At 68.6% G+C, this 19,596-nt stretch carries 16 protein-coding genes; 9 read left to right on the forward strand and 7 right to left on the reverse strand.

From position 1 onward, the window contains the following. The first annotated feature begins 233 nt into the window (after positions 1–233). Both SAOR_RS13155 and SAOR_RS13160 read left to right on the forward strand, forming a co-directional pair. Positions 234–2,165: an aconitate hydratase gene (locus SAOR_RS13155; protein WP_123631837.1), complete on the forward strand. Its 1,932-nt coding sequence runs from the start codon at positions 234–236 to the stop codon at positions 2,163–2,165. Between the two features lie 456 nt (positions 2,166–2,621). After that, complete coding sequence (locus SAOR_RS13160; protein WP_123589555.1) at positions 2,622–3,233, forward strand: class I SAM-dependent methyltransferase; 612 nt, start codon at positions 2,622–2,624, stop codon at positions 3,231–3,233. Between the two features lie 9 nt (positions 3,234–3,242). On the opposite strand, the gene SAOR_RS13165 is transcribed toward SAOR_RS13160, so the two are convergent. From SAOR_RS13165 to purD, 4 genes are all read right to left on the reverse strand, one after another. After that, positions 3,243–4,199, reverse strand: coding sequence for an alpha-L-glutamate ligase-like protein (locus SAOR_RS13165; RefSeq protein ID WP_342782593.1), 957 nt, complete (start codon positions 4,197–4,199; stop codon positions 3,243–3,245). 41 nt (positions 4,200–4,240) lie between these two features. Further along, a complete protein-coding gene (locus tag SAOR_RS13170) occupies positions 4,241–5,782 on the reverse strand; it encodes an inactive transglutaminase family protein (protein ID WP_123631838.1) in 1,542 nt (513 codons plus the stop codon). Between the two features lie 18 nt (positions 5,783–5,800). Next, positions 5,801–6,364 (reverse strand): retropepsin-like aspartic peptidase RloA3, encoded by a 564-nt coding sequence (gene rloA3 / locus SAOR_RS13175; RefSeq protein WP_123631839.1) that lies wholly within the window; start codon positions 6,362–6,364, stop codon positions 5,801–5,803. Between the two features lie 67 nt (positions 6,365–6,431). After that, the gene (purD, locus tag SAOR_RS13180; RefSeq protein ID WP_123631840.1) at positions 6,432–7,733 is read right to left on the reverse strand and encodes a phosphoribosylamine--glycine ligase; all 1,302 of its coding nucleotides are present in this window, start codon (positions 7,731–7,733) and stop codon (positions 6,432–6,434) included. Between the two features lie 197 nt (positions 7,734–7,930). Here purD and SAOR_RS13185 point away from each other — a divergent pair, with 197 nt between their 5' ends. Next, positions 7,931–8,737: a UDP-2,3-diacylglucosamine diphosphatase gene (locus SAOR_RS13185; protein ID WP_123631841.1), complete on the forward strand. Its 807-nt coding sequence runs from the start codon at positions 7,931–7,933 to the stop codon at positions 8,735–8,737. Positions 8,738–8,806: 69 nt separating this feature from the next. After that, entirely contained in the window at positions 8,807–9,343 is a 537-nt protein-coding gene (locus SAOR_RS13190) for an NUDIX hydrolase (RefSeq protein ID WP_123631842.1), read from the forward strand. Between the two features lie 205 nt (positions 9,344–9,548). Here SAOR_RS13190 and SAOR_RS13195 read toward each other — a convergent pair whose 3' ends face one another. Then, entirely contained in the window at positions 9,549–10,067 is a 519-nt protein-coding gene (locus SAOR_RS13195) for a 4'-phosphopantetheinyl transferase family protein (protein ID WP_185015684.1), read from the reverse strand. Positions 10,068–10,249: 182 nt separating this feature from the next. Here SAOR_RS13195 and SAOR_RS13200 point away from each other — a divergent pair, with 182 nt between their 5' ends. Together SAOR_RS13200 and SAOR_RS13205 are read left to right on the forward strand one after the other, a co-directional pair. Then, positions 10,250–11,560: a cytochrome P450 gene (locus tag SAOR_RS13200; RefSeq protein WP_185015685.1), complete on the forward strand. Its 1,311-nt coding sequence runs from the start codon at positions 10,250–10,252 to the stop codon at positions 11,558–11,560. Positions 11,561–11,578: 18 nt separating this feature from the next. Next, the gene (locus tag SAOR_RS13205) at positions 11,579–13,534 is read left to right on the forward strand and encodes a non-ribosomal peptide synthetase (protein WP_123631845.1); all 1,956 of its coding nucleotides are present in this window, start codon (positions 11,579–11,581) and stop codon (positions 13,532–13,534) included. 332 nt (positions 13,535–13,866) lie between these two features. On the opposite strand, the gene SAOR_RS13210 is transcribed toward SAOR_RS13205, so the two are convergent. Together SAOR_RS13210 and SAOR_RS13215 are read right to left on the reverse strand one after the other, a co-directional pair. After that, the gene (locus SAOR_RS13210) at positions 13,867–14,601 is read right to left on the reverse strand and encodes a lysophospholipid acyltransferase family protein (protein WP_123631846.1); all 735 of its coding nucleotides are present in this window, start codon (positions 14,599–14,601) and stop codon (positions 13,867–13,869) included. Positions 14,602–14,608: 7 nt separating this feature from the next. Next, complete coding sequence (locus SAOR_RS13215; RefSeq protein ID WP_185015686.1) at positions 14,609–15,358, reverse strand: lysophospholipid acyltransferase family protein; 750 nt, start codon at positions 15,356–15,358, stop codon at positions 14,609–14,611. A gap of 132 nt (positions 15,359–15,490) precedes the next feature. Here SAOR_RS13215 and SAOR_RS13220 point away from each other — a divergent pair, with 132 nt between their 5' ends. The 3 genes from SAOR_RS13220 (at position 15,491) to thiC (ending at position 19,588) form a co-directional block, all read left to right on the forward strand. After that, positions 15,491–16,990: a nicotinate phosphoribosyltransferase gene (locus SAOR_RS13220; RefSeq protein ID WP_245965477.1), complete on the forward strand. Its 1,500-nt coding sequence runs from the start codon at positions 15,491–15,493 to the stop codon at positions 16,988–16,990. A 1-nt stretch (position 16,991) separates the two neighbouring features. Further along, on the forward strand, positions 16,992–17,615 hold the full coding sequence (gene pncA, locus SAOR_RS13225) for a bifunctional nicotinamidase/pyrazinamidase (protein WP_123631849.1): 624 nt from the start codon (positions 16,992–16,994) through the stop codon (positions 17,613–17,615). A gap of 101 nt (positions 17,616–17,716) precedes the next feature. Continuing rightward, positions 17,717–19,588, forward strand: coding sequence for a phosphomethylpyrimidine synthase ThiC (gene thiC, locus SAOR_RS13230; protein ID WP_123631850.1), 1,872 nt, complete (start codon positions 17,717–17,719; stop codon positions 19,586–19,588). Positions 19,589–19,596 lie beyond the last annotated feature (8 nt).

Genomic DNA, 19,596 nt, shown 5'->3' on the forward strand with positions numbered 1-19,596 from the left:
TTGCCGGAGACGGCCGTCGATTTGCATGCAATATACAGGAAGCGGCGTCGAGCCGTCGTTCCCCTCGTGCTCGCGCCCGTATGCGCGCCTCTCAACCCTAGTGGATTTGTCTTCGCATGGCGAGGCCCCCAGGCCGCCGGGCCCGGCCGTGCGCGTAAGGTCGTAGGCGAATCGCTTTGTGATCGCGGCGCGTGACGTCTAGAGTGGCGGCATAACCTTTTCGGAGGCATCCGATGGCCAAGAACGTTGCACAGAAACTGATCGAATCGCATCTCGTCGACGGCGAGATGACGCCGGGCAAGGAGATCGCGCTCACCATCGATCAGACGCTGACACAGGACGCGACCGGCACGCTGGTCATGCTCGAGCTCGAGGCGATGCAGCTCGATCGCGTCAAGACCGAGATCTCGGCGCAGTACGTCGACCACAACCTCATTCAAGAGGACAACAAGAACCCCGACGACCACCTGTTTCTTCAGTCCGCCTGCGAGCGCTTCGGCGCCTGGTTCTCGCGCCCCGGCAACGGCATCTCGCATGCCGTGCACATGGAGCGCTTCGGCCGGCCCGGCAAGACGCTGCTGGGCTCCGACAGCCATACGCCGGCCGGCGGCTCGATGGGCATGCTGGCGATCGGCGCCGGGGGGCTGGAAGTGGCGATGGCGATGGCCGGTGAGCCGCTCTACACCAAGATGCCGAAAGTCTTCGGCGTCAAGCTCACCGGCAAGCTGCCGGACTGGGTCTCGGCCAAGGACGTGATTCTCGAGATGCTGCGTCGCCACGGCGTTTCCGGCGGTGCGGGCACCATCATCGAGTACTACGGCCCGGGCCTGGACAACCTCGAGGCCATGGACCGGCACGTGATCGCGAACATGGGCGCCGAGCTTGGGGCGACGACCACCGTCTTTCCGGCGGATGCCGAGATCAAGCGCTTTCTGACCTCACAGGGCCGCGGGGACGAATACGAGGAATGGGTCGCCGACCCGGGGGCGAGCTACGACAAGCACGACGAGATCGACATGTCGACGCTCGTGCCGCTGATCGCCAAGCCGACATCGCCCGGCAACGTGGTGCCGGTCTCCGAGGTCGCCGGCGGCGAACTCTACCAGGCCTATATCGGCTCCTCGGCCAATCCCGGCTACCGCGACTTCGCGATGGCCGCGGAGATGGTGCGCGGCCGGCAGGCCAGCCAGAAGGTCTCCTTCGACATCAATCCGTCGTCACGGGCGATGCTCGAGACCCTGGCCCGTGACAATCTGCTCGGGCCGCTGATCGCCGGCGGCGCGCGCCTGCATCAGGCCGGCTGCAACGGCTGCATCGGCATGGGGCAGGCGCCGGCGCACAAGCGCAACAGCCTGCGCACCACGCCGCGCAACTTCCCCGGCCGCTCGGGCACCAAGGAGGACTCGGTGTTCCTGTGCTCGCCGGAGACGGCGACCGCCAGCGCCCTCATGGGCGAGATCACCGATCCGCGCACCCTCGATTTCGCCTATCCGCGGGTGTCCAATCCGGACGATCCGGTGATCAACGAGCGCATGCTCGAATCGCCGCTGCCCCTCGAGGAGGCGCGCCAGGTCGAACTGGTCAAGGGGCCCAACATCGCCTCGCTGCCGGATTTCGACGGCATTCCGGACAGCTTCGATCTGCCGGTGCTGCTCAAGGTCGGCGACGACATCTCCACCGACGAGATCATGCGGGCCGGCGCCGAGGTGCTGCCGTTCCGCTCGAACATCCCCGAGATCGCCAACTTCGTCTACGACGTGGTCGACGAGCAGTACCCGACGCGCGCCAGGGATACCGGTGACCACGCCATCATCGGCGGCTCCAACTACGGCCAGGGCAGTTCGCGCGAGCATGCCGCGATCGCGCCGCGCTATCTCGGCCTGCGCGTGGTGATCGCCAAGGACTACGCCCGGATCCACTGGCAGAACCTGGTCAATTTCGGTGTCCTGCCGCTGACCTATGCCAGCGCCGCCGATCACGACCGGCTCGAGCAGGGCAGCAAACTGCGGATCTCGGGGCTGCACGAGGCGCTGGCCTCCGGCAACACGGTCAACGTCGAGACCGAGGGCGGCGATACGGTCGAGTGCCATCACGGCCTGTCGTCGCGGCAGATCGAGATCCTCCGGGCCGGTGGCCTGATCAACTGGAAGCGCGACCAGGGCTGACGTCGACACCGGTGGGGCGCGCCACCGGCGGCGTCATCCGACCGAGATGCGGTGGGTTGCATCTCGGTGCCGGCCGATGCCGTGACACCGACAGCCGTACGGCTGCCATACCGTGATCGGGCCCCGACCGCATGCGGGCGCACGCGCCCGAGTCGTGAAGTCACGGATCGTATGGTTCGGCCTTTCGGCGCCATCCGCTGCCGCGTCGACGGATGGCGCGCCGATGGGGCAGGCCGTGTCTCCTCGCGCCGGCCCGGCGCGAATCCGGTGTCGCCAGGCATGCGTTTTCGGGCCCTTTGGCCTGCCGCCCGGCCTTTTCGCCCCGAGCCTGGTGGCGCGCGAATGCGGATCCCGCATGCGGCGCTGCCGCATCGTTTTTTGTATCCGCGCCGCGACGGGCGTATTCTGCGCACGCCAATTCGGGGCCTCGTTGTTTTGGATCACGGGAATCATTCCATGGATCAGCAATCCGTCGTTACCGCCTATCGCCGTCTGTCGCGTCAGTACGATCGTTTCTTCGGTCCGGTATTCGAGCAGGGCCGCCAGGTCTCCGTTCGGGCGATGGACTGCCAGCCCGGCGACCGCGTTCTGGAAGTCGGCGTGGGCACCGGCCTGTCGCTGGATCACTATCCCGAGGGCGTCGAGGTCGTCGGCATCGACGTCTCGCCGGAGATGCTCGACTATGCCCGCTCCCGCGTGAACGGCAACGCCGATCGTGTGACCCTGCAGGTCATGGACGGGCAGTCGGTCGACTATCCGGACGACAGCTTCGACAAGGTCGTGGCGATGTATGTGGTGTCGGTCGCGCCCGACCCGAAGAAGGTCATCGACGAGATGAAGCGCGTCTGCAAGCCCGGCGGCGAACTGTTCATCGTCAACCATTTCAGCCAGGGCAAGGGGCCGATGGCGTCGCTCGAGCGGCTGGCCTCGCCGCTTTCGAAGCTGGTCGGCTTCCGTCCGTCCTTCCCGATGGCGGATTTTCTCGCGATGGCGGATCTCGACGTGGTCGAGACGCGTCCGGTCAACGCCTTCGGCTACTGGACGTTCATTCACGCCCGCAACCGCTAGCCGCGGCGCTCAGCCGCCGAACAGCTGCTGGCCGAGGGCGACGCGCGCGGCCGCGTCGTCCGGCACTTGGGCCAGTGCCCGGATCTGTTTCAGCCGCGAGAGCAGACCCATCTGGTTGGCGAGCTGGATGTTGAGCCCCGGGCGCGCGTTGTACTCGAGCACCAGCGGGCCGTGGTCGCGGTCCAGCACCACGTCCACGCCCAGATAGCCGAGCCGGGTCAGGTCGTAGGAGCGGGCGGCGAGCGTGAGCAGTTCGTCCCAGTCCGGGACCTGGATGCCGCGAACGCGATTGCCCGAATCGGGATGCGCGTCCAGCACGTTGTTGAACCACACCCCGTCCACGGTCCGGCCGCTGGCCAGATCGATGCCGGCGCCGATCGCGCCCTGATGCAGATTGGCCTTGCCGTCGGACTGACGCGTCGGCAGGCGGACCATGCTCGCGACCGGTACGCCGCGGAAGACGATGGTGCGGATGTCGGGCACGCCCTGATAGCTGACCGCGTCGAACACCGCATGCGGTTTGACCCGGTATTCGATGATCGCCTTGTCCGGCAGCCCGCCCAGGCTGTACATGCCCGAAAGCGCGTTGGAGATGAAGTGCTCCAGCTCGCTGCGCGTCACGCTCGCGCCCGAGGCGCGCAGGAAGTTCACGCCGCGCCGGTCGGCGATCACCATGATGCCGTTGCCGCCCGAGCCCTGGGCCGGCTTGATCACGAATTCGCGCCGGCCGTCGAGGATCCGGTCCAGCTCGCGCACCTGGTGCTCGATCTCCACCACGCCGTAGAGCTCCGGCGTGGCGATGCCGGCGGCCAGCGCCAGCTCCTTGGTCTTGAGCTTGTCGTCGACCAGCGGATAGTGGCGGCGGTCGTTGTAGATGCCGATGTAGTCGCCGTTGCGCTCGTTCATGCCGAGAATGCCCAGCGCGCGCAGCGTCGACGGCATGCGCAGCGGCGGACTGTGCCGCATCAGGCGCAGCCGCGCACGCAGGCGTCGCCCCAGGGTCGTCATCAGCGCTGCCGGGCGATCGCCTTCGCCGACGCCCGGAAACGCCACAGCTCGGACAGGCGGTAGCCGGTGTAGCGGCCGGCCAGCAGCGTGAGCGCGAGCACGACCAGCAGCAGCTCGGGGAAGACGAAGGTCAGATACTCGGCCAGCGGATGCGTCATCACCACGAAGCCCACGGCCGCGACCGCGAGGCTGCCCAGCCCCGACATGATGGCGTCCCGGGGGCCGCTTTCGTCCCACATGATCGACATCCGCTCGATCGTCATCGCCAGGATCACCATCGGAAACAGCGCGATCGACAGTCCGTGCTCCATGCCCAGCCGATGGGCGAGCACGGAGACACCGGCCATGATCAGGATGACGATCGTGAGCATCGAGGCCAGCCGCGGGACCAGCAGCAGCTTGAGTCGCTCCAGATAGAAACGCACGAGCAGCCCCAGCGTGACGATGATCGTGAACAGGATGCTGCCCCAGATCAGTTCGGTCTCGCGGAAGGCCAGCGCGATCAGCACCGGCATGAAGGTGCCGAACGTCCGCAGACCGATGAAGTTGCGCAGGATCACCACCACCAGCGCGCCGAGCGGCACCGTGAGCAGTACCTTGTAGACGTTCTGGGTGGCGATCGGCAGGGCGAGCAGCGAGTATTCGAGAACGTCGGAATCGATCAGGCGGGCGCGCTGCTGGGCCAGCCCCATGACGTCGCGGGAAGAGCGGGTGGCCGAGAACTCGACGCGCGCGTCGTTCGCTCCCTCCAGGCGCGTCAGCGGCGCATCCCCCACGTGCCAGACCAGCGCGTCATCCGGGAAGCCTGCGTGGCCGTTACGCGGATTGAACGCCAGCCAGCGTTCGCCGTTGTAGACCTCGAGCCAGGGCTCGAGGGTGCCGTGGCGCATGCTCTCGCTGAGACGCAGCACGTGCGCGATGCGCGTCGGGATGCGGGCGCCGGCCAGGACGTACTGAAGCTGGCGGACCTGGGCGGTCTCGTCGGCCGACTCGTTGCGAAGGACCTCCACCTCGGTATCCGGCGTCGGGTCGTTGAAGCGCCTGAGCAGCTCCTGCGTGAACGAGGGCGTGTCGGCCGAGCGGGAACGCACGTTGTCGAGCAGGGCGAACACGGCGGCGCGCTCCGGGTCGGTGTACTGCGGCACCTCGGGGTAGCGCGGTACGGGCGTCGTGCGCTCGCGATGCGCCTCGGGGTCCTCGGTCAGCACGAGGCGGTAATACAACGTCTGTTCGCCGCTCAGGTTGCGTGCCGCCCACTGTGCGCTGCGGTTGGCGCCGTCCGCCTCCGTCGACAGGCCGAAGCCCGAGGAGATGAAATTCTCGTCGAGAATGGAAAAGCCCGGCGGCTCGTTGGGAATGTCGAGGCCGATCTTGGCGGCGCGTCCGGTGCCGTCGAAACGCAGCGTCGCTTCGACCGTCCACACCTGAGCCTGGCTGTCGGGCGCGAGCGGCACGCCGAGCCGATGAACCTTGTAGTAGCACAGGCCCAGCCCGCAGGCGACGAGCGCGAGCGCGAGCAGCTTGACATGCAGATTCTTCACGCCGGGCGCCGCGGCTGTCTAGGCGTCGTCGTCTTCGTCCTGCGCGACGAATTCGGAGTCGTCGTCGCAGCTCGGCTCGCTCAGAAAGGTCTCGCTGACGTCGACCAGGCCCAGGTGTTCGATGGTGCGCCGGCCCAGCAGCATCGGATAGATCATCTCGCCGCGATCGCGCAGCGAGAACTGCTCCTCGTAGATCGTGTCGTTCATGCAGATTCGCAGCAGCACCACCGGGCGCTCATCGCTGCCGCCGGCGCCGGTGACCCGGAGACGGCGGAACAGCGGGCGTTCGAACTCGCGCTCGGCCATGTCCTCGTCACGCTGGTCTTCGATCCGCGTGGTGAAACGCACCCAGGTCTCGCCGTCGCGCTCGAAACGTTCGATATCGGTCGCATGCAGCGACGAGGTGAGCGCGCCGGTGTCGAGCTTGGCCTTCGCCTCCACGCCCCAGGGCTCGATGCGGGCGTTCTCGACCCAGCCATAGATCGTCTCGTCACCGTCCGCCAGGGCCGGTGTCAGCAGGCCCGGCATCAGCGCGAGAACGAACAGGCCGGAAACGAGAAAACGGAGACGGGGCGGTCGCATTCGTATCATCCTGGAGTCGGTGGCGTGGTCGAGTCGGGGCGGGCGGAGTCTGCGGCCCGGTTCGGGGTCAGCGGTCGCGGTCGATCGCCCGATGGCCGATGTCGCGGCGATAGATCGCGCCGCGCCAGCTTATTTTTTTCACGCCAGCATAGGCGCGCGCCTGGGCCGTGGCAACGTCGGCGCCCAGCGCGCACACGCAGAGCACGCGCCCGCCGGCGGTGCGCACCCGGCCATCGTCGTCGAGCCGCGTGCCCGCGTGGAAGACCTGGGCACCGGTCGCCTCGGCCTCGGCGAGGCCCTCGATCACGTCGTCCTTGTCATACGGGCCCGGGTAGCCGCCCGCGGCCACCACGACGCCCACCGCGGCCTCGTCGCGCCAGCGTGCCTCGACCTGGTCGAGGCGCCCGGCCAGCGCCGCCTCGACGAGGTCGACGAGATCGCTGTCCAGGCGCATGAGAATGGGCTGGGTCTCGGGATCGCCCAGGCGCACGTTGAATTCGAGCACGCGAGGATCGCCCCGGTCGTCGATCATCAGGCCGGCGTAGAGAAAGCCCTTGAAGGCGTGGCCGTCGGCGGCCATGCCGGCGACCGTCGGCCGGATGACCTCGGCCATGACGCGCTCGGTGATGGCCGGGGTCATCACCGGGGCCGGGGAGTAGGCGCCCATGCCGCCGGTGTTGGGGCCGGTGTCGCCGTCGAAGGCCGTCTTGTGGTCCTGGGAGCTGGCCAGCGGCAGGATGTGTTCGCCGTCGACCAGCGCGATGAAGCTGGCCTCCTCGCCGACGAGAAAGCTCTCGGCGACGATGCGGGCGCCGGATTCGCCCAGGGTGCTGTCCTCGAGCATCGCGCGGGCGGCGGTCAGTGCCTCGTCCACGCTCGTGGCCAGATGCACGCCCTTGCCGGCGGCCAGGCCGTCGGCCTTGATCACGATCGGCGCGCCCGCCGCGCGGATGTGGCGTTCGGCCGCGGCGTAGTCCGTGAACACGGCGTAGTCCGCGGTCGGGATCGCATGGCGGGCGAGAAAATCCTTGGAGAAGGCCTTGCTGGCCTCGAGCTGCGCGGCGCCGCGGTGCGGTCCGAAGCAGGCCAGACCCGCGGCCTCGAACGCATCCACGATGCCGGCGGCCAGCGGCGCCTCCGGACCGACGATCGTGAGCGAGATGTCGTTGTCGCGGGCGAAATCGCGCAGGCCCGACACGTCGGCCGCATCGATGGCGATGTTGCTCACCCCGGCCATACCTGCAGTACCGGCGTTGCCCGGCGCGACACAGACGCGGTCCACGCGCGGTGATTGCGCGATCTTCCAGGCGAGGGCGTGCTCGCGCCCGCCGCCGCCGACGATGAGAATGCGATGCGCTGTCCGGCTCATGCTCCCTGTCCGGTTGAGGCCTGGCCGAGGCTGGTGACGACGGCCCGCCCCCGCAGGCCGTCCAGGCGCGGCAAGCTTAGCAAAAAGCCCTGCCGGCGCGCCGGCTTCACGGCCGTCATCGTTTCGTCATCGCAGTGTCACGCGGCCGTGATCTGGCCCGGTCATGCTGATCTCACCATGCGAGCCAGGGCCACGCCATGACCGCGAATCCGGACCAGCCGAACGCCACCCGGCGCTATCGCAGCGTGTTCGTTTCCGATGCCCATCTGGGCACCGCCGGCAGCCAGGCGGAGAAGCTGGCGGCCTTTCTCAAGCACTGCCGCTGCGATCGACTGTACCTGGTCGGCGACATCGTCGACGGCTGGCGACTCAAGTCGACCTTCTTCTGGCCGCAGGCGCACACGAACGTGATCCGGCGGATCCTGACCCTGTCCAAGCGCGGCACCCAGGTCTACTACGTGACCGGCAACCATGACGACTTCCTGCGCAAGTTCGTGGACTACGAACTGCGCATGGGCAACATCCACGTGGTCAACGACGTGGTGCACGTCACCGCCGACGACCGCCGCTTCTTCGTGATCCACGGCGATCTGTTCGACGTGGTCACACGCTATCACCGCTGGGTCGCGCGCATCGGCGACGTGGCCTACGTCACGCTGCTGCGGGTCAACCGGCACTTCAACAGCGTGCGCGCCCGGCTGGGTTATCCGTACTGGTCGCTGTCGGCCTACGCCAAGCACAAGGTCAAGTCGGCGGTGAATTTCATCGGCGAGTTCGAGAAGGCGGTCGCCCACGAGTGCCGGCGTCGCGGTTTCGACGGCATCGTCTGCGGCCACATCCATCACCCCGAGATCAAGACCATCGAGGGTGTGACCTACTGTAACGCCGGCGACTGGGTGGAGTCCTGCAGCGCGCTCGTCGAGCACGACGACGGCCGCTTCGAGATCGTCCACTGGGACGATCTCGTCGCCGAAGGGCCTGTCCGCACACTGCGCGCGGCCTGAGGCCACGCTCGGCAGGCGCGCACGGGAGCCGCTAGAATCGCGCGGTCAGTCAGCCATGCGAGCCGGATCATGCCCGCCGACACCATCCTTCACGACGGCGAGTTCCTGCGCCTGAAACGCCGCGACAACTGGGAATACGTCGAGCGCGCCAACGCGCGGGCGGCGGTGATCATCGTCGCGGTCACCGATGACGACGCCCTGTTGCTGGTCGAGCAGCCGCGGGTGCCGATCGGCGGGCCGGTGCTGGAGCTGCCGGCGGGGCTGGTCGGCGACATCGTCGGGGAAGAGGACGAAGCGCTCGAAATCGCGGCTGCGCGCGAGCTGGAAGAGGAGACGGGCCATCGTCCGGGCCGGCTGACCTTCCTCTGCGCCGGCCCGCCGAGCGCCGGTCTGGCCAACGAGACCATGGCCTTCTACCGCGCGCACGACCTGACCCGCATCGACGCCGGGGGCGGCGACGACAGCGAGCGGATCACGCCGCACGAGGTGCCGCTGGCGCAGATCGAGGCCTGGCTCGCCGCGCGCGAGGCCGAGGGCATACGGGTCGACCCCAAGATCTACGCGGGCCTGTACTTCCTCATGCGCGATCGGCTGCCGGTCGGTTAGCCGCGCACGAGCCAGCGCGCGACCGGGCGCTTTTGCTCCACGAACGAGACGCCGCGCGGGGCGTCCTCCGGCGCGGGCGGGTGAATCCGAGCCTCGGCTGCCGGGTCGGGACGCAACATGGGCCGATTGGTGGTCCGGTTTTTGGTAGCCGCCTCGACCGATCGCGCGCCGAGGCGCGCAGCGGGCCGCCCGGATCGTCCGGCTATCAAAGGGGGACCAGGTCGATGTCGCCGATGGGCCGGTCGCTGGCCAGGCAGGCGGCATAGCCGGCCGCCAGTTCCAGTCGCCGCAGCGGCCAGTCGAGGCCGTCCAGCCGGGCGTGATCGGCGTGGAGCGTCAGCGCCTTGATGCGCGCCAGTCCGACCCGGCCGCTGGCCTTGACGGTGGCCTCACGCGCGCACCAGTAGTCGAAGAACCGCGGCGGGTCGGCCAGCGCGATCGCCCGTTCGTCACCGCTCAGCAGTCGGGCCAGGCGTGTCGGCGAGCGCGGTCGTCGCGCTTCGACGTCCAGGCCGATCGCGGCGCCTTCCGGGGCGATGGCGCAGGCGACCAATGCCTCGCTGTGGGAGATGTTGAACGGCGGCCCGCCGTCGATCTCCGGCCGGCCGTCCGCGCTGAAGCCGAGCCGCGCGAGCGCGCCGTCGTCAAAGCCGCGGGCGCGCAGCCCGTGATCCAGCAGCCAGAGGCCGGCGAGCGTGCGCCGGCGGGCCTCGATGCTGCGCATGCGATCGAGGCGCCCGCGGTATGCCGGCGGGAGGTCGGCGCGGGCGCCAAATCCATCCACTCGATCGCTGCTGGATGCATCTATTATGGTGTATAGTACATGCATAGCGGAATCTTGATATGCCGAACGTCGGTGGCAGGCCCGTGGGCCGGACCCGCCCGATCGGCGCGGGGTCGTGCCACATGGCGAGCAGCCTATCCGAAACGTCGGCGCCGGTCGGTCTCGCCGGGCCGCGGACCGCGTTCCCGATCGCGCCGGACGACGAGACCCGGCGCATGCTGTGTCGCTGGCATGGCGAGTACGGGGCGGTGTATCGCGTGCCCGACACGCGCGGCGGGCCGGACCACTGGGTCGTACACGATCCGCGCCTGGTCCGGCTGGTGCTCGTGCAGCGCGGGGCGGACTACGAGAAGGGCCGGGGCCTGGATCGCGTGCGGCTGCTGCTGGGCGAGGGCATCATGGTCAGCGAAGGCGCCTTCTGGGCCCGCCAGCGGCGTCTGATGCAGCCGGCGTTCCGGCCCCGGGCCCTGGCCGATTTCAACGCCATGATGCTGGCCGAGAACCGTGCGCTCGCCGAGCGCTGGGCCGCTGCAGCTACAGGCGGCGCGGCCGTGGACGTGGCCGCGCATATCAGCGAGCTGACGCTGGTGATCGTGCTCAAGTCGATCTTCGGGCGCGATTACGCGGCGCTCGTGGCCGCCCATGGCAATCCCTTCGCCCTGCTGACCGAGGCGCCCGAACGCGATCTGCGCTTCGCGGCGCGCTTCCATCGCCTGACCGGGGTGGTCGCGGCCGTCGTCGAGCGGCGCCGGGCCGCACCGCGGCCGGCGTTCGATTTTCTCGGCCATATGCTGGCCGCGCGCAGCCGGACGGGCGCGTCGATGAGCACGCGGGCGCTCATCGACAAGGTCATGACCCTGATCGTCGCCGGCCACGAGACCACCGCGAGCCTGCTCGCCTGGGCGTGGTATCTCATCGCCACCCACGAGGATGTCTGCGCGCGGGCCCGGGTCGAGGCGGAGGCCGTCGATGAGGCGGCGTTGGGGACTCATGGGCCCGGGGCCGATCTGCCGTTCATCGGTCGTGTCATCGACGAAACGCTGCGGCTGTATCCGCCCGGCTGGCTGCTGTCGCGTCGCGCCCGCGTGGACACGGATCTCGGCGCGCATCGGCTGCCGGCCGGGTCGCAGGTGTTCATCAGCCCCTATGTGCTCCATTGGCACGATGCCCACTGGCGCGATCCCGAGCGCTTCGACCCGGCGCGCTTCGCGCGCGGCGACGAGCCGGGCCACCGGTTCGCGTTCGTGCCCTTTGCCGCCGGGCCACGCCGCTGCGTGGGCGAGCACATGGCGCGCACGGAGATGGGGATGCATCTGGCGGTCATGCTGCGGCGCTTCACGCCGCGCTACGCCGGCGAGGCGCCCCCGGCGATGGAATCGCGCATCAACCTGCGGCCCGCGGCCGGAATTTATTTACAATTGACCCAGAGATAAGCAGTTCACGATCTTTCTATGCCTTCATTCCATACCCTTGCCGAGGCGCTGGACGCGCAGATCGACGGCTCCGGCGAAATCGGTTTCATCGACGGCGCCAACGACGAGCGCCGCGTCAGCTACGGCCTGTTGTCGCGGGCCGCGCTGCGGCTGCTGGCCGTGCTCCAGGCGCGCGGTGCGCAGCCCGGCGATCCGCTCGTGCTGTTCGTCGACGATAATCTGCATTTCCTGCAGTTCTTCTGGGCCGCCATCTACGGCGGGCTGGTGCCGGTGCCCATCGCGGCCGGTGCCTCGGAGGTGCACTTGGAGAAACTGGCCCGGGTCTGGGCCCATCTGGACGAGCCGCGGGTGGTCGCCGGCGCCCGCCACATGGCGCGTCTGCGCGCCTACTTCGAGGCGCGTGGACAGGCCGATGCGGGCGCGCGCCTGGCCGACAACGCGGTGTCCGACGAGCCCTCCGCCGTGGAACGCGAGGCGGTGCGGGCCACGCCGGGGCCCGACGACACCGCCTTCATCCAGTTCTCCTCCGGCTCCACCGGCGATCCCAAGGGGGTGGTGCTCAGCCACGCCAACGTGCTCGCCAACATCCGTGCCATCAGCGAGGGCTCGCGCTTCGGCGCGCGCGAGGTGGCCGTGTCCTGGATGCCGCTGACCCACGACATGGGCCTGATCGGCTTTCACCTCACGCTGGTCTGCAACGGCTTCGATCATCATCTGATGGCAACGGACCTGTTCGCCCGCCGGCCGCTGCTGTGGCTTGACAAGGCCGCGGAGAAACGGGCCACGCTGCTGTGCTCCCCGAACTTCGGTTATCGCCACACGCTGCGGGCGATCGCCGCGCGGGGCCGGCCCGACGTCGATCTCTCGGCGGTGCGCCTGATCTACAACGGCGCCGAGCCGATCGCCGCGCCGCTGGTGCGCGAGTTTCTCGACACGCTGGCGCCGACGGGGCTGGCGGCCGGCACCATGTTCCCGGTCTACGGGCTGGCCGAGGCCAGCCTGGCGGCGACCTTCCCGCCGGCCGGTGCCGGGCTGCGCACGCGCCGCGTGGCGCGCGGCGAGCTCGGCGTGGGCGACGCCGTGCGTTTCGACGATTCCGATCAGGCCATCGAGCTGGTCGATCTCGGCCGCCCGGTGGCGGGCACGCAGCTGCGCATCGCCGATGCCGAGGGCCAGGCCCTGGCTGACGACGTCGTCGGCCGGGTGTGGATCCGCGGCGACAACGTCACCGCCGGGTACCACCGCAACGCCGCGGCCAACGAGGCCGCGCTGATGGGCGACGGCTGGCTCGACACCGGCGATCTCGGCTTCACCCACGACGGGAATCTGCTGATCACGGGCCGGGCGAAAGAGATCATCTTCGTCAACGGCCAGAACCACTATCCGCAGGATCTCGAGAACGTCGCCCAGGCCGCGGCGGGCGTGGAACTCAACAAGATCGCCGCGGCCGGCGTGCGCCCGCCCGGCGGCGATGCCGACGAACTGGTGCTGTTCGTGGTCTTTCGCGGCCATCTCGCGGATTTCGTGTCGATGGCGCGCGAGATCGCGGCCGTTATCAACCACCACACCGGGCTGGCGGTCGCCCGCGTGCTGCCGGTCGCGCACATGCCCAAGACCACCAGCGGCAAGCTGCAGCGATCGCTGCTCGCCCGCGATTATGCCGACGGCGCGTTCGCAGACGTGGCCGCGGAATTGGACGCGCTGATGCAGCCCGCGGCGGCCGATGACGACGAAATCGGCGATGGCGGCGACGTCGCCGCGGATCTCAAGGCGATCTGCGACGAGGTCGCGCCGAACAAGCGCATCGGCTACGACGACGATCTGTTCGAGATCGGCCTGTCGTCGCTGGAGCTGGCCCAGATCCACGAAGGCATCGAGGCCCGCTGGCCGGACCGGCTGGACATGACCGATCTGTTCGACTATCCGACGATCAACGATCTGGCCGCGTTTCTGGAGCGCGAGCGCGTGGCCTGAGCGGCGCCGAAACGCGCTTCTCAGGTCTGTTGGCGTTTCGTACGCGTCCACGCCAATCGCTTCCTGAAAAATCGACCATGGGCGGCAGGACGCGGCGTAGTGCGCGCCGCGCAGTCATTCTGCAACGGCGCGCTACAATGCTGGATTGCCGTCGTATCGTTGATTTTACGGGCGCTTGTCCCGAGGGGTTCGGCCCTCCATGAAAGAGCGATTAGAGCGCCCGACGGCGTTACGAGCCTGGGCCGTGGAACGCCCAGCGACGGCGGCTCCCGCCTTGCGGGACACGGTTTGCCGTTGGAAACCAAAGCGCTCGTATGAAGCGTCTACAGAGCCTAGCCCTCGTCGCGCTTTCGGCCGCGACGGCCCGGTATCGGGTCCGCGCCCGCCATGCGATCGGCTTCGGCGCTGAGCGTGTCCAGTTGGTCGCCGAGTGCGGCCGCGCGGCTTTCCAGGTCCTCGCCGCGGGCGATCGACTGCGGCGCGCCGATGACGAGCGTCACCCGCGCGAACGGCTTGGGGATGATGACCCGGTCCCAGGATTTCAGCTGCCAGTAGCGATCGGCGGAGAAGGCCAGCGGCAGCAGCGGGGCGCGTGTCATCTGCGCGAGCATCACGGTGCCGCTTTTCACCCGGTTCGCCGGTCCGTGCGGGCCGTCCGGGTGGATGATCGGCGAAATACCCTCGCGCAGGGTCACGTAGAGCGCCCGAAGTGCCCGCGCGCCGGTGCGGGTCGCCGATCCGCGCACCACCGTCGCCCCCAGGCCGGTGACCAGACGGGCGGTGAGCTCGCCGTCCCGCGAGGGCGAGACGAGAAAGCCGGGGCGCAGCCCGCGGGCCCGGGCTTCGAGCAGATAGCTCACGCAGCCGGTCAGCCGCTGGTGCCAGCAGCAGGGCAAAAACGCCCGCTGTTCGTCGAGTAGCGCCGACAGGTGGGTCTCGCCGGCCACGTGCTCGATGCGCCAGCTCGCCCGCAGCAGGCGCGCGGCCAGCCGCAGCAGCGGCACGGCCAGCGGCATCCAGAAGCGTGTCCAGCCCGTAAGAGGCGTTGCCGAATCGTCGTCTGTCACCTGTGCGTCAACCGTGTCCTGTCTGGGCCGCCTCGGCGAGTTCGTTGAGTGTGTCCAGGCGTTCGCCGATCTCCCGGGCGATGCGATCGGCGTGCGCGTCGTCCGTCAACGCGCCGATCGACCAGGGTTCGCCCACGGCGACGGTGAGTCGCGCGAACGGCTTGGGGATATGGCCGCTGTCCCAGGACTTCAACTGCCAGTAGCGATCAGCGGCGCAGCCGACCAGAAACAGCGGCGCGCCGGAACGACTCGCCAGTATGGCCGCCCCGACCTTGAACACGCCAGCCGGCCCCCGCGGGCCGTCGCCGTACATGGTCGGGGAAATACCCTCGCCGATCGCCTGCACCAGCGCCTGCATCGCGGCCTGGCCGGTACGGCTCGATGAGCCGCGGATGGTGGTCGCGCCGTGGGCCAGCGCCACCCGGGACAGGAATTCGCCCTCGCGCGACGGGCTGATGAGGAAACCCAGCCGCAGACCGCGCGGAATCAGCGTGCGCAGGAACAGCCCGCTGGGCACGATGCGCTGGTGCCAGCCGCAGGGCACCACCGGGCGACCGCCCTCGAGCGTGGCCCGGACGTGTTCGGCGCCGTGCACGACCTCGATGCGGCAGGTCAGCCGGTACACCCACACCAGGACGATGCAGGCCCAGGCGGCCACGCGCATGACCATCCGCTGGCGCCAGGTCGGCGGTTTGCGGGGCTTCGACGCGCGCCGTCGGTCGCGCGCAGGGTCGGGCCGCTCGGGTTGTTCTGCCATCGACACGTCCGATGATTGTGGCCGCGGCCGGCGCTGTGGGCGAAAAAGGGCGACCTGCGATGCGGCGAGCCTATGCCCGTCGGCCACGAGTTGAAAGCGCGCACCAACGCTCGCACTGTCGTCGGACCATTCGTGCACGATCAGCCTATGGCCTTCCTGGGGCAACTCTATGGCCGCGCACCGGCGCTGCTGACCGATCTCTATCAACTGACGATGGCCTATGCGCACTGGCACAACGGCGGCCACGAGCGCGAGGCGGTCTTCCATCTGTTCTTTCGCGACGCGCCGTTCGACAACGGCTTCGCCATCGCCTGCGGCGTGGAGACGGTGCTCGACTACGTCGAGCGCATGCGCTTCGAGGCCGCCGACATCGATTATCTCGCCACGCTCGAGGACACGGCCGGCAATCCGCTGTTCGCCCGCGGTTTTCTCGACTATCTGGCCGATCTGCGCTTCAGCGTCGACATCGATGCCGTACCGGAAGGCACCGCGGTGTTCGCGCACCAGCCGATGCTGCGCGTGCGCGGGCCGATCCTGCAGGCGCAGCTGCTCGAGACCGTGCTGCTGAACCTGATGAACTTTCCGACCCTGGTCGCCACCAAGGCCGCGCGTATCGCCCACGCCGCCGGCGACGACCCGGTGCTGGATTTCGGACTTCGGAAGGCCCAGGGCATCGACGGCGGCGTATCGGCCTCGCGCGCGGCCTACATCGGCGGCTGTGCGGGCACCTCGAACGTGCTCGCCGGGCAGCTGTTCGGCATCCCGGTGTCGGGGACCCACGCCCACGGCTGGGTCATGGCCTTCGACGACGAAATCGACGCCTTCGACGCCTACGCCGACGCGCTGCCCGACAACTGCATCTTCCTGGTCGACACCTATGACACCGTGCAGGGGGTGGAAAACGCCATCCGCGCGGGCCGCCGGCTGCGCGCCGCGGGCCACGAGATGGCCGGCATCCGGCTGGACTCGGGCGATCTCGCCGAACTCTCGCGCACCGCGCGACGCATGCTCGATGCGGCGGGTTTCGAATCGACCCGCATCGCGGCCAGTTCCAGTCTCGACGAGCGGGTCATCGCCGATCTGCGTGCACGCGGCGCGCCGATCGTGCTCTGGGGGGTCGGCACGCAGCTGACCACGGCCCAGCCGGACGCCGCGCTGGACGGTGTCTACAAACTCGCCGCGATCCGCAACGACGACGGCCGCTGGTCCTATCGCATGAAGCTGTCGGATACGCCCGGCAAGCTCACCCGGCCCGGCGTGCACCAGGTGCGCCGTTTTCTCGACGAGGAGGGCGCGCCGGTCGCGGATCTGCTGTTCGACGAAGCCGCGCCGGAGACGGCCTGGGCCGGGGACACGGCGGACGGCGCCCGGGCCTTCGATCCCGATGCGCCGCATCGCGATCTGCTGCAGCCGGCGCTCGAGGGCGGTGCGCGCGTGGCCGAGGCCCCGGTGCTGGCCGCGGTGCGGGGGCACGCGCGTGGCGAGTTCGCCGCCTTCCGCGCGCGGCCGGATTATCCGGTGCTGGTCGATCGTTATCTCGACGAATCCACGAATGCGCTGCACGCCTGGCTGCGCGAGCGCATCGAGCGCGGCGCGGCCGCAGCACCCGAGTCCGAAGCGCGGGAGGTCTGACATGAAGGCACTGCTGCTGGTCGACATCCAGAACGATTTCCTGCCCGGCGGCGCGCTGGCCGTCGCCGACGGCGACGCCGTGGTGCCGGTGGCCAATCGGCTGATGCCGTGTTTCGAGCACGTGGTCGCCAGCCAGGACTGGCATCCGCCGCATCATCTGTCCTTCGCCGCCGAGCACGCCGGCTTCGATCCCTTTCAGGTCACCGAACTCGACGGTCTGGAGCAGATCCTGTGGCCGGTGCACTGCGTGCAGGGTTCGTCCGGGGCGAGCTTCGCCTCGGCGCTCGACGTGGCCGGCATCGACCACGTCGTCCGGAAAGGTACCGACCCTCGCATCGACAGCTATTCCGCCTTCCACGACAACGGCCACCGCCAGGCCACCGGCCTGACCGGGCATCTGCACGCCCGGGGCGTCGAGCACGTGGTGGTAGTCGGGCTGGCCGCGGATGTCTGTGTGAAATTCACCGTCATGGATGCGCTGGCCGAAGGCTTCGGCGTGACGCTCGTGCGCGACGGCACCCGCGGCGTCGATATGCAGGCCGGCGATACCGACGCCGCGATCGAGGCCATGCGCGCCGCGGGGGCGGGGGTCGTCGACAGCGAAAGCCTGATTACCGACGCCTAGCAGGACGTGCGGCGCGGTGGCGCGTCGCGCATTGCCGCTTTGTATTGCAACCGGGGCGTTGTTAGATTGCTCGACTATCTTCCCTGCATGCGAGGGCTGCTATGAGTGCCGTGCCCAAGGATCTTGCGGTGTCAGCGCGTCTGGCCGACGAGATGCGCGAGCCGTTTCCCAATTCCTCCAAGATTCACGTGGGGGGATCGCGCGACGATATTCGCGTACCCATGCGAGAAGTCGCCCAGAGCAACACGCCGGCGACCTTCGGCGTGGAGAAGAACCCGCCGATCACGATCTACGACTGTTCCGGGCCGTATACCGACCCGGCCGCGGCCATCGACCTGCGGGCGGGCCTGCCGGCGCTGCGCGCGGCCTGGATCGCCGAGCGCGGCGATACCGAGCGGCTGGCCGATTTCTCGTCCGAGTTCGGGCGCGAACGCCATGCCGACAACGCGCTGACCCATCTGCGTTTTCCCGAGCCGCCCAAGCCGCTGCGTGCCAAGGCCGGGGCCAACCTCAGCCAGATGCACTATGCCCGCCAGGGCATCGTCACCCCGGAGATGGAGTTCGTCGCCATTCGCGAGAACGCGCGGATCGACGAGATCCGCGATTCGCGCCTGTTGCGCCGTCACCCCGGCGAAGGCTTCGGCGCGAACATTCCCGAGCGCGTGACGCCCGAATTCGTGCGTGACGAGATCGCCGCCGGGCGCGCGATCATCCCCAATAACGTCAATCACCCGGAATCCGAGCCGATGATCATCGGCCGTAATTTCCGGGTGAAGATCAACGCCAATATGGGCACCTCGGCGGTGACGTCCTCGATCGCCGAGGAGGTCGAGAAGATGGTCTGGGCGGCGCGCTGGGGCGGCGACACGATCATGGATCTCAGTACAGGCAAGCATATCCACGAGACCCGCGAGTGGATCATCCGCAACGCGCCGGTGCCGGTGGGCACGGTGCCGATCTACCAGGCGCTGGAAAAGGTCGACGGCAAGGCCGAGGACCTCACCTGGGAGATGTTTCGCGACACGCTGATCGAACAGGCCGAGCAGGGCGTGGACTATTTCACGATCCATGCCGGCGTGCGCCTGCCGTACGTGCCGATGACCGTGAACCGCATCACCGGCATCGTCTCCCGCGGCGGCTCGATCATGGCCAAGTGGTGTCTGGCGCATCACACCGAGTCTTTCCTCTATACCCATTTCGAGGATATCTGCGAGATCATGAAGGCCTACGACGTGGCCTTTTCGCTGGGCGACGGGCTGCGCCCGGGCTGTATCGCCGATGCCAACGACGAAGCCCAGATGGCCGAGCTGCGCACCCTAGGCGAGCTCACCAAGATCGCCTGGGCACACGATGTGCAGGTGATGATCGAGGGGCCCGGCCATGTGCCGATGCAGCGCATCAAGGAGAACATGGAAGCCGAGCTGGAAGATTGTCACGAAGCGCCGTTCTATACGCTGGGCCCGCTGACCACCGATATCGCGCCCGGCTACGACCACATCACCTCCGGCATCGGCGCGGCCCAGATCGGCTGGTATGGCACCGCCATGCTCTGTTATGTCACGCCCAAGGAGCATCTCGGCCTGCCCAACAAGGACGACGTGCGCGAGGGCATCATCACCTACAAGATCGCCGCGCACGCGGCCGATCTGGCCAAGGGCCATCCCGGCGCACAGATCCGCGACAACGCCTTGTCCAAGGCGCGCTTCGAGTTCCGCTGGGAAGACCAGTTCAACCTCGGCCTCGACCCCATGAAGGCGCGCGGCTTCCACGACGAGACCCTGCCCAAGGACAGCGCCAAGGTCGCCCACTTCTGCAGCATGTGCGGGCCCAAGTTCTGTTCCATGCGCATCTCTCAGGAAGTGCGCGAGTTCGCCCACGATCGCGGGATCCACACCGTCGAGGACGCGATCGAGGCGGGCATGGAGGAAAAGGCCGAGGAGTTCCGCGAGGGCGGCAGCCGGATCTATCAGTGAGGCTGAGG

It is taken from the genome of Salinisphaera orenii subsp. orenii MK-B5 (assembly GCF_003788635.1).
Lineage (GTDB): Bacteria > Pseudomonadota > Gammaproteobacteria > Nevskiales > Salinisphaeraceae > Salinisphaera > Salinisphaera orenii.

What these genes read in the sequence shown, in the direction of transcription:
- SAOR_RS13155 (WP_123631837.1), top strand. Translation starts at nt 234, where the DNA reads ATGGCCAAGAACGTTGCACAGAAACTGATCGAATCGCATCTCGTCGAC.
- SAOR_RS13160 (WP_123589555.1), top strand. Translation starts at nt 2,622, where the DNA reads ATGGATCAGCAATCCGTCGTTACCGCCTATCGCCGTCTGTCGCGTCAG.
- SAOR_RS13165 (WP_342782593.1), bottom strand. Translation starts at nt 4,199, where the DNA reads ATGCGGCACAGTCCGCCGCTGCGCATGCCGTCGACGCTGCGCGCGCTG.
- rloA3 (WP_123631839.1), bottom strand. Translation starts at nt 6,364, where the DNA reads ATGCGACCGCCCCGTCTCCGTTTTCTCGTTTCCGGCCTGTTCGTTCTC.
- purD (WP_123631840.1), bottom strand. Translation starts at nt 7,733, where the DNA reads ATGAGCCGGACAGCGCATCGCATTCTCATCGTCGGCGGCGGCGGGCGC.
- SAOR_RS13185 (WP_123631841.1), top strand. Translation starts at nt 7,931, where the DNA reads ATGACCGCGAATCCGGACCAGCCGAACGCCACCCGGCGCTATCGCAGC.
- SAOR_RS13190 (WP_123631842.1), top strand. Translation starts at nt 8,807, where the DNA reads ATGCCCGCCGACACCATCCTTCACGACGGCGAGTTCCTGCGCCTGAAA.
- SAOR_RS13195 (WP_185015684.1), bottom strand. Translation starts at nt 10,067, where the DNA reads ATGCGCAGCATCGAGGCCCGCCGGCGCACGCTCGCCGGCCTCTGGCTG.
- SAOR_RS13200 (WP_185015685.1), top strand. Translation starts at nt 10,250, where the DNA reads ATGGCGAGCAGCCTATCCGAAACGTCGGCGCCGGTCGGTCTCGCCGGG.
- SAOR_RS13205 (WP_123631845.1), top strand. Translation starts at nt 11,579, where the DNA reads ATGCCTTCATTCCATACCCTTGCCGAGGCGCTGGACGCGCAGATCGAC.
- SAOR_RS13215 (WP_185015686.1), bottom strand. Translation starts at nt 15,358, where the DNA reads ATGGCAGAACAACCCGAGCGGCCCGACCCTGCGCGCGACCGACGGCGC.
- pncA (WP_123631849.1), top strand. Translation starts at nt 16,992, where the DNA reads ATGAAGGCACTGCTGCTGGTCGACATCCAGAACGATTTCCTGCCCGGC.
- thiC (WP_123631850.1), top strand. Translation starts at nt 17,717, where the DNA reads ATGAGTGCCGTGCCCAAGGATCTTGCGGTGTCAGCGCGTCTGGCCGAC.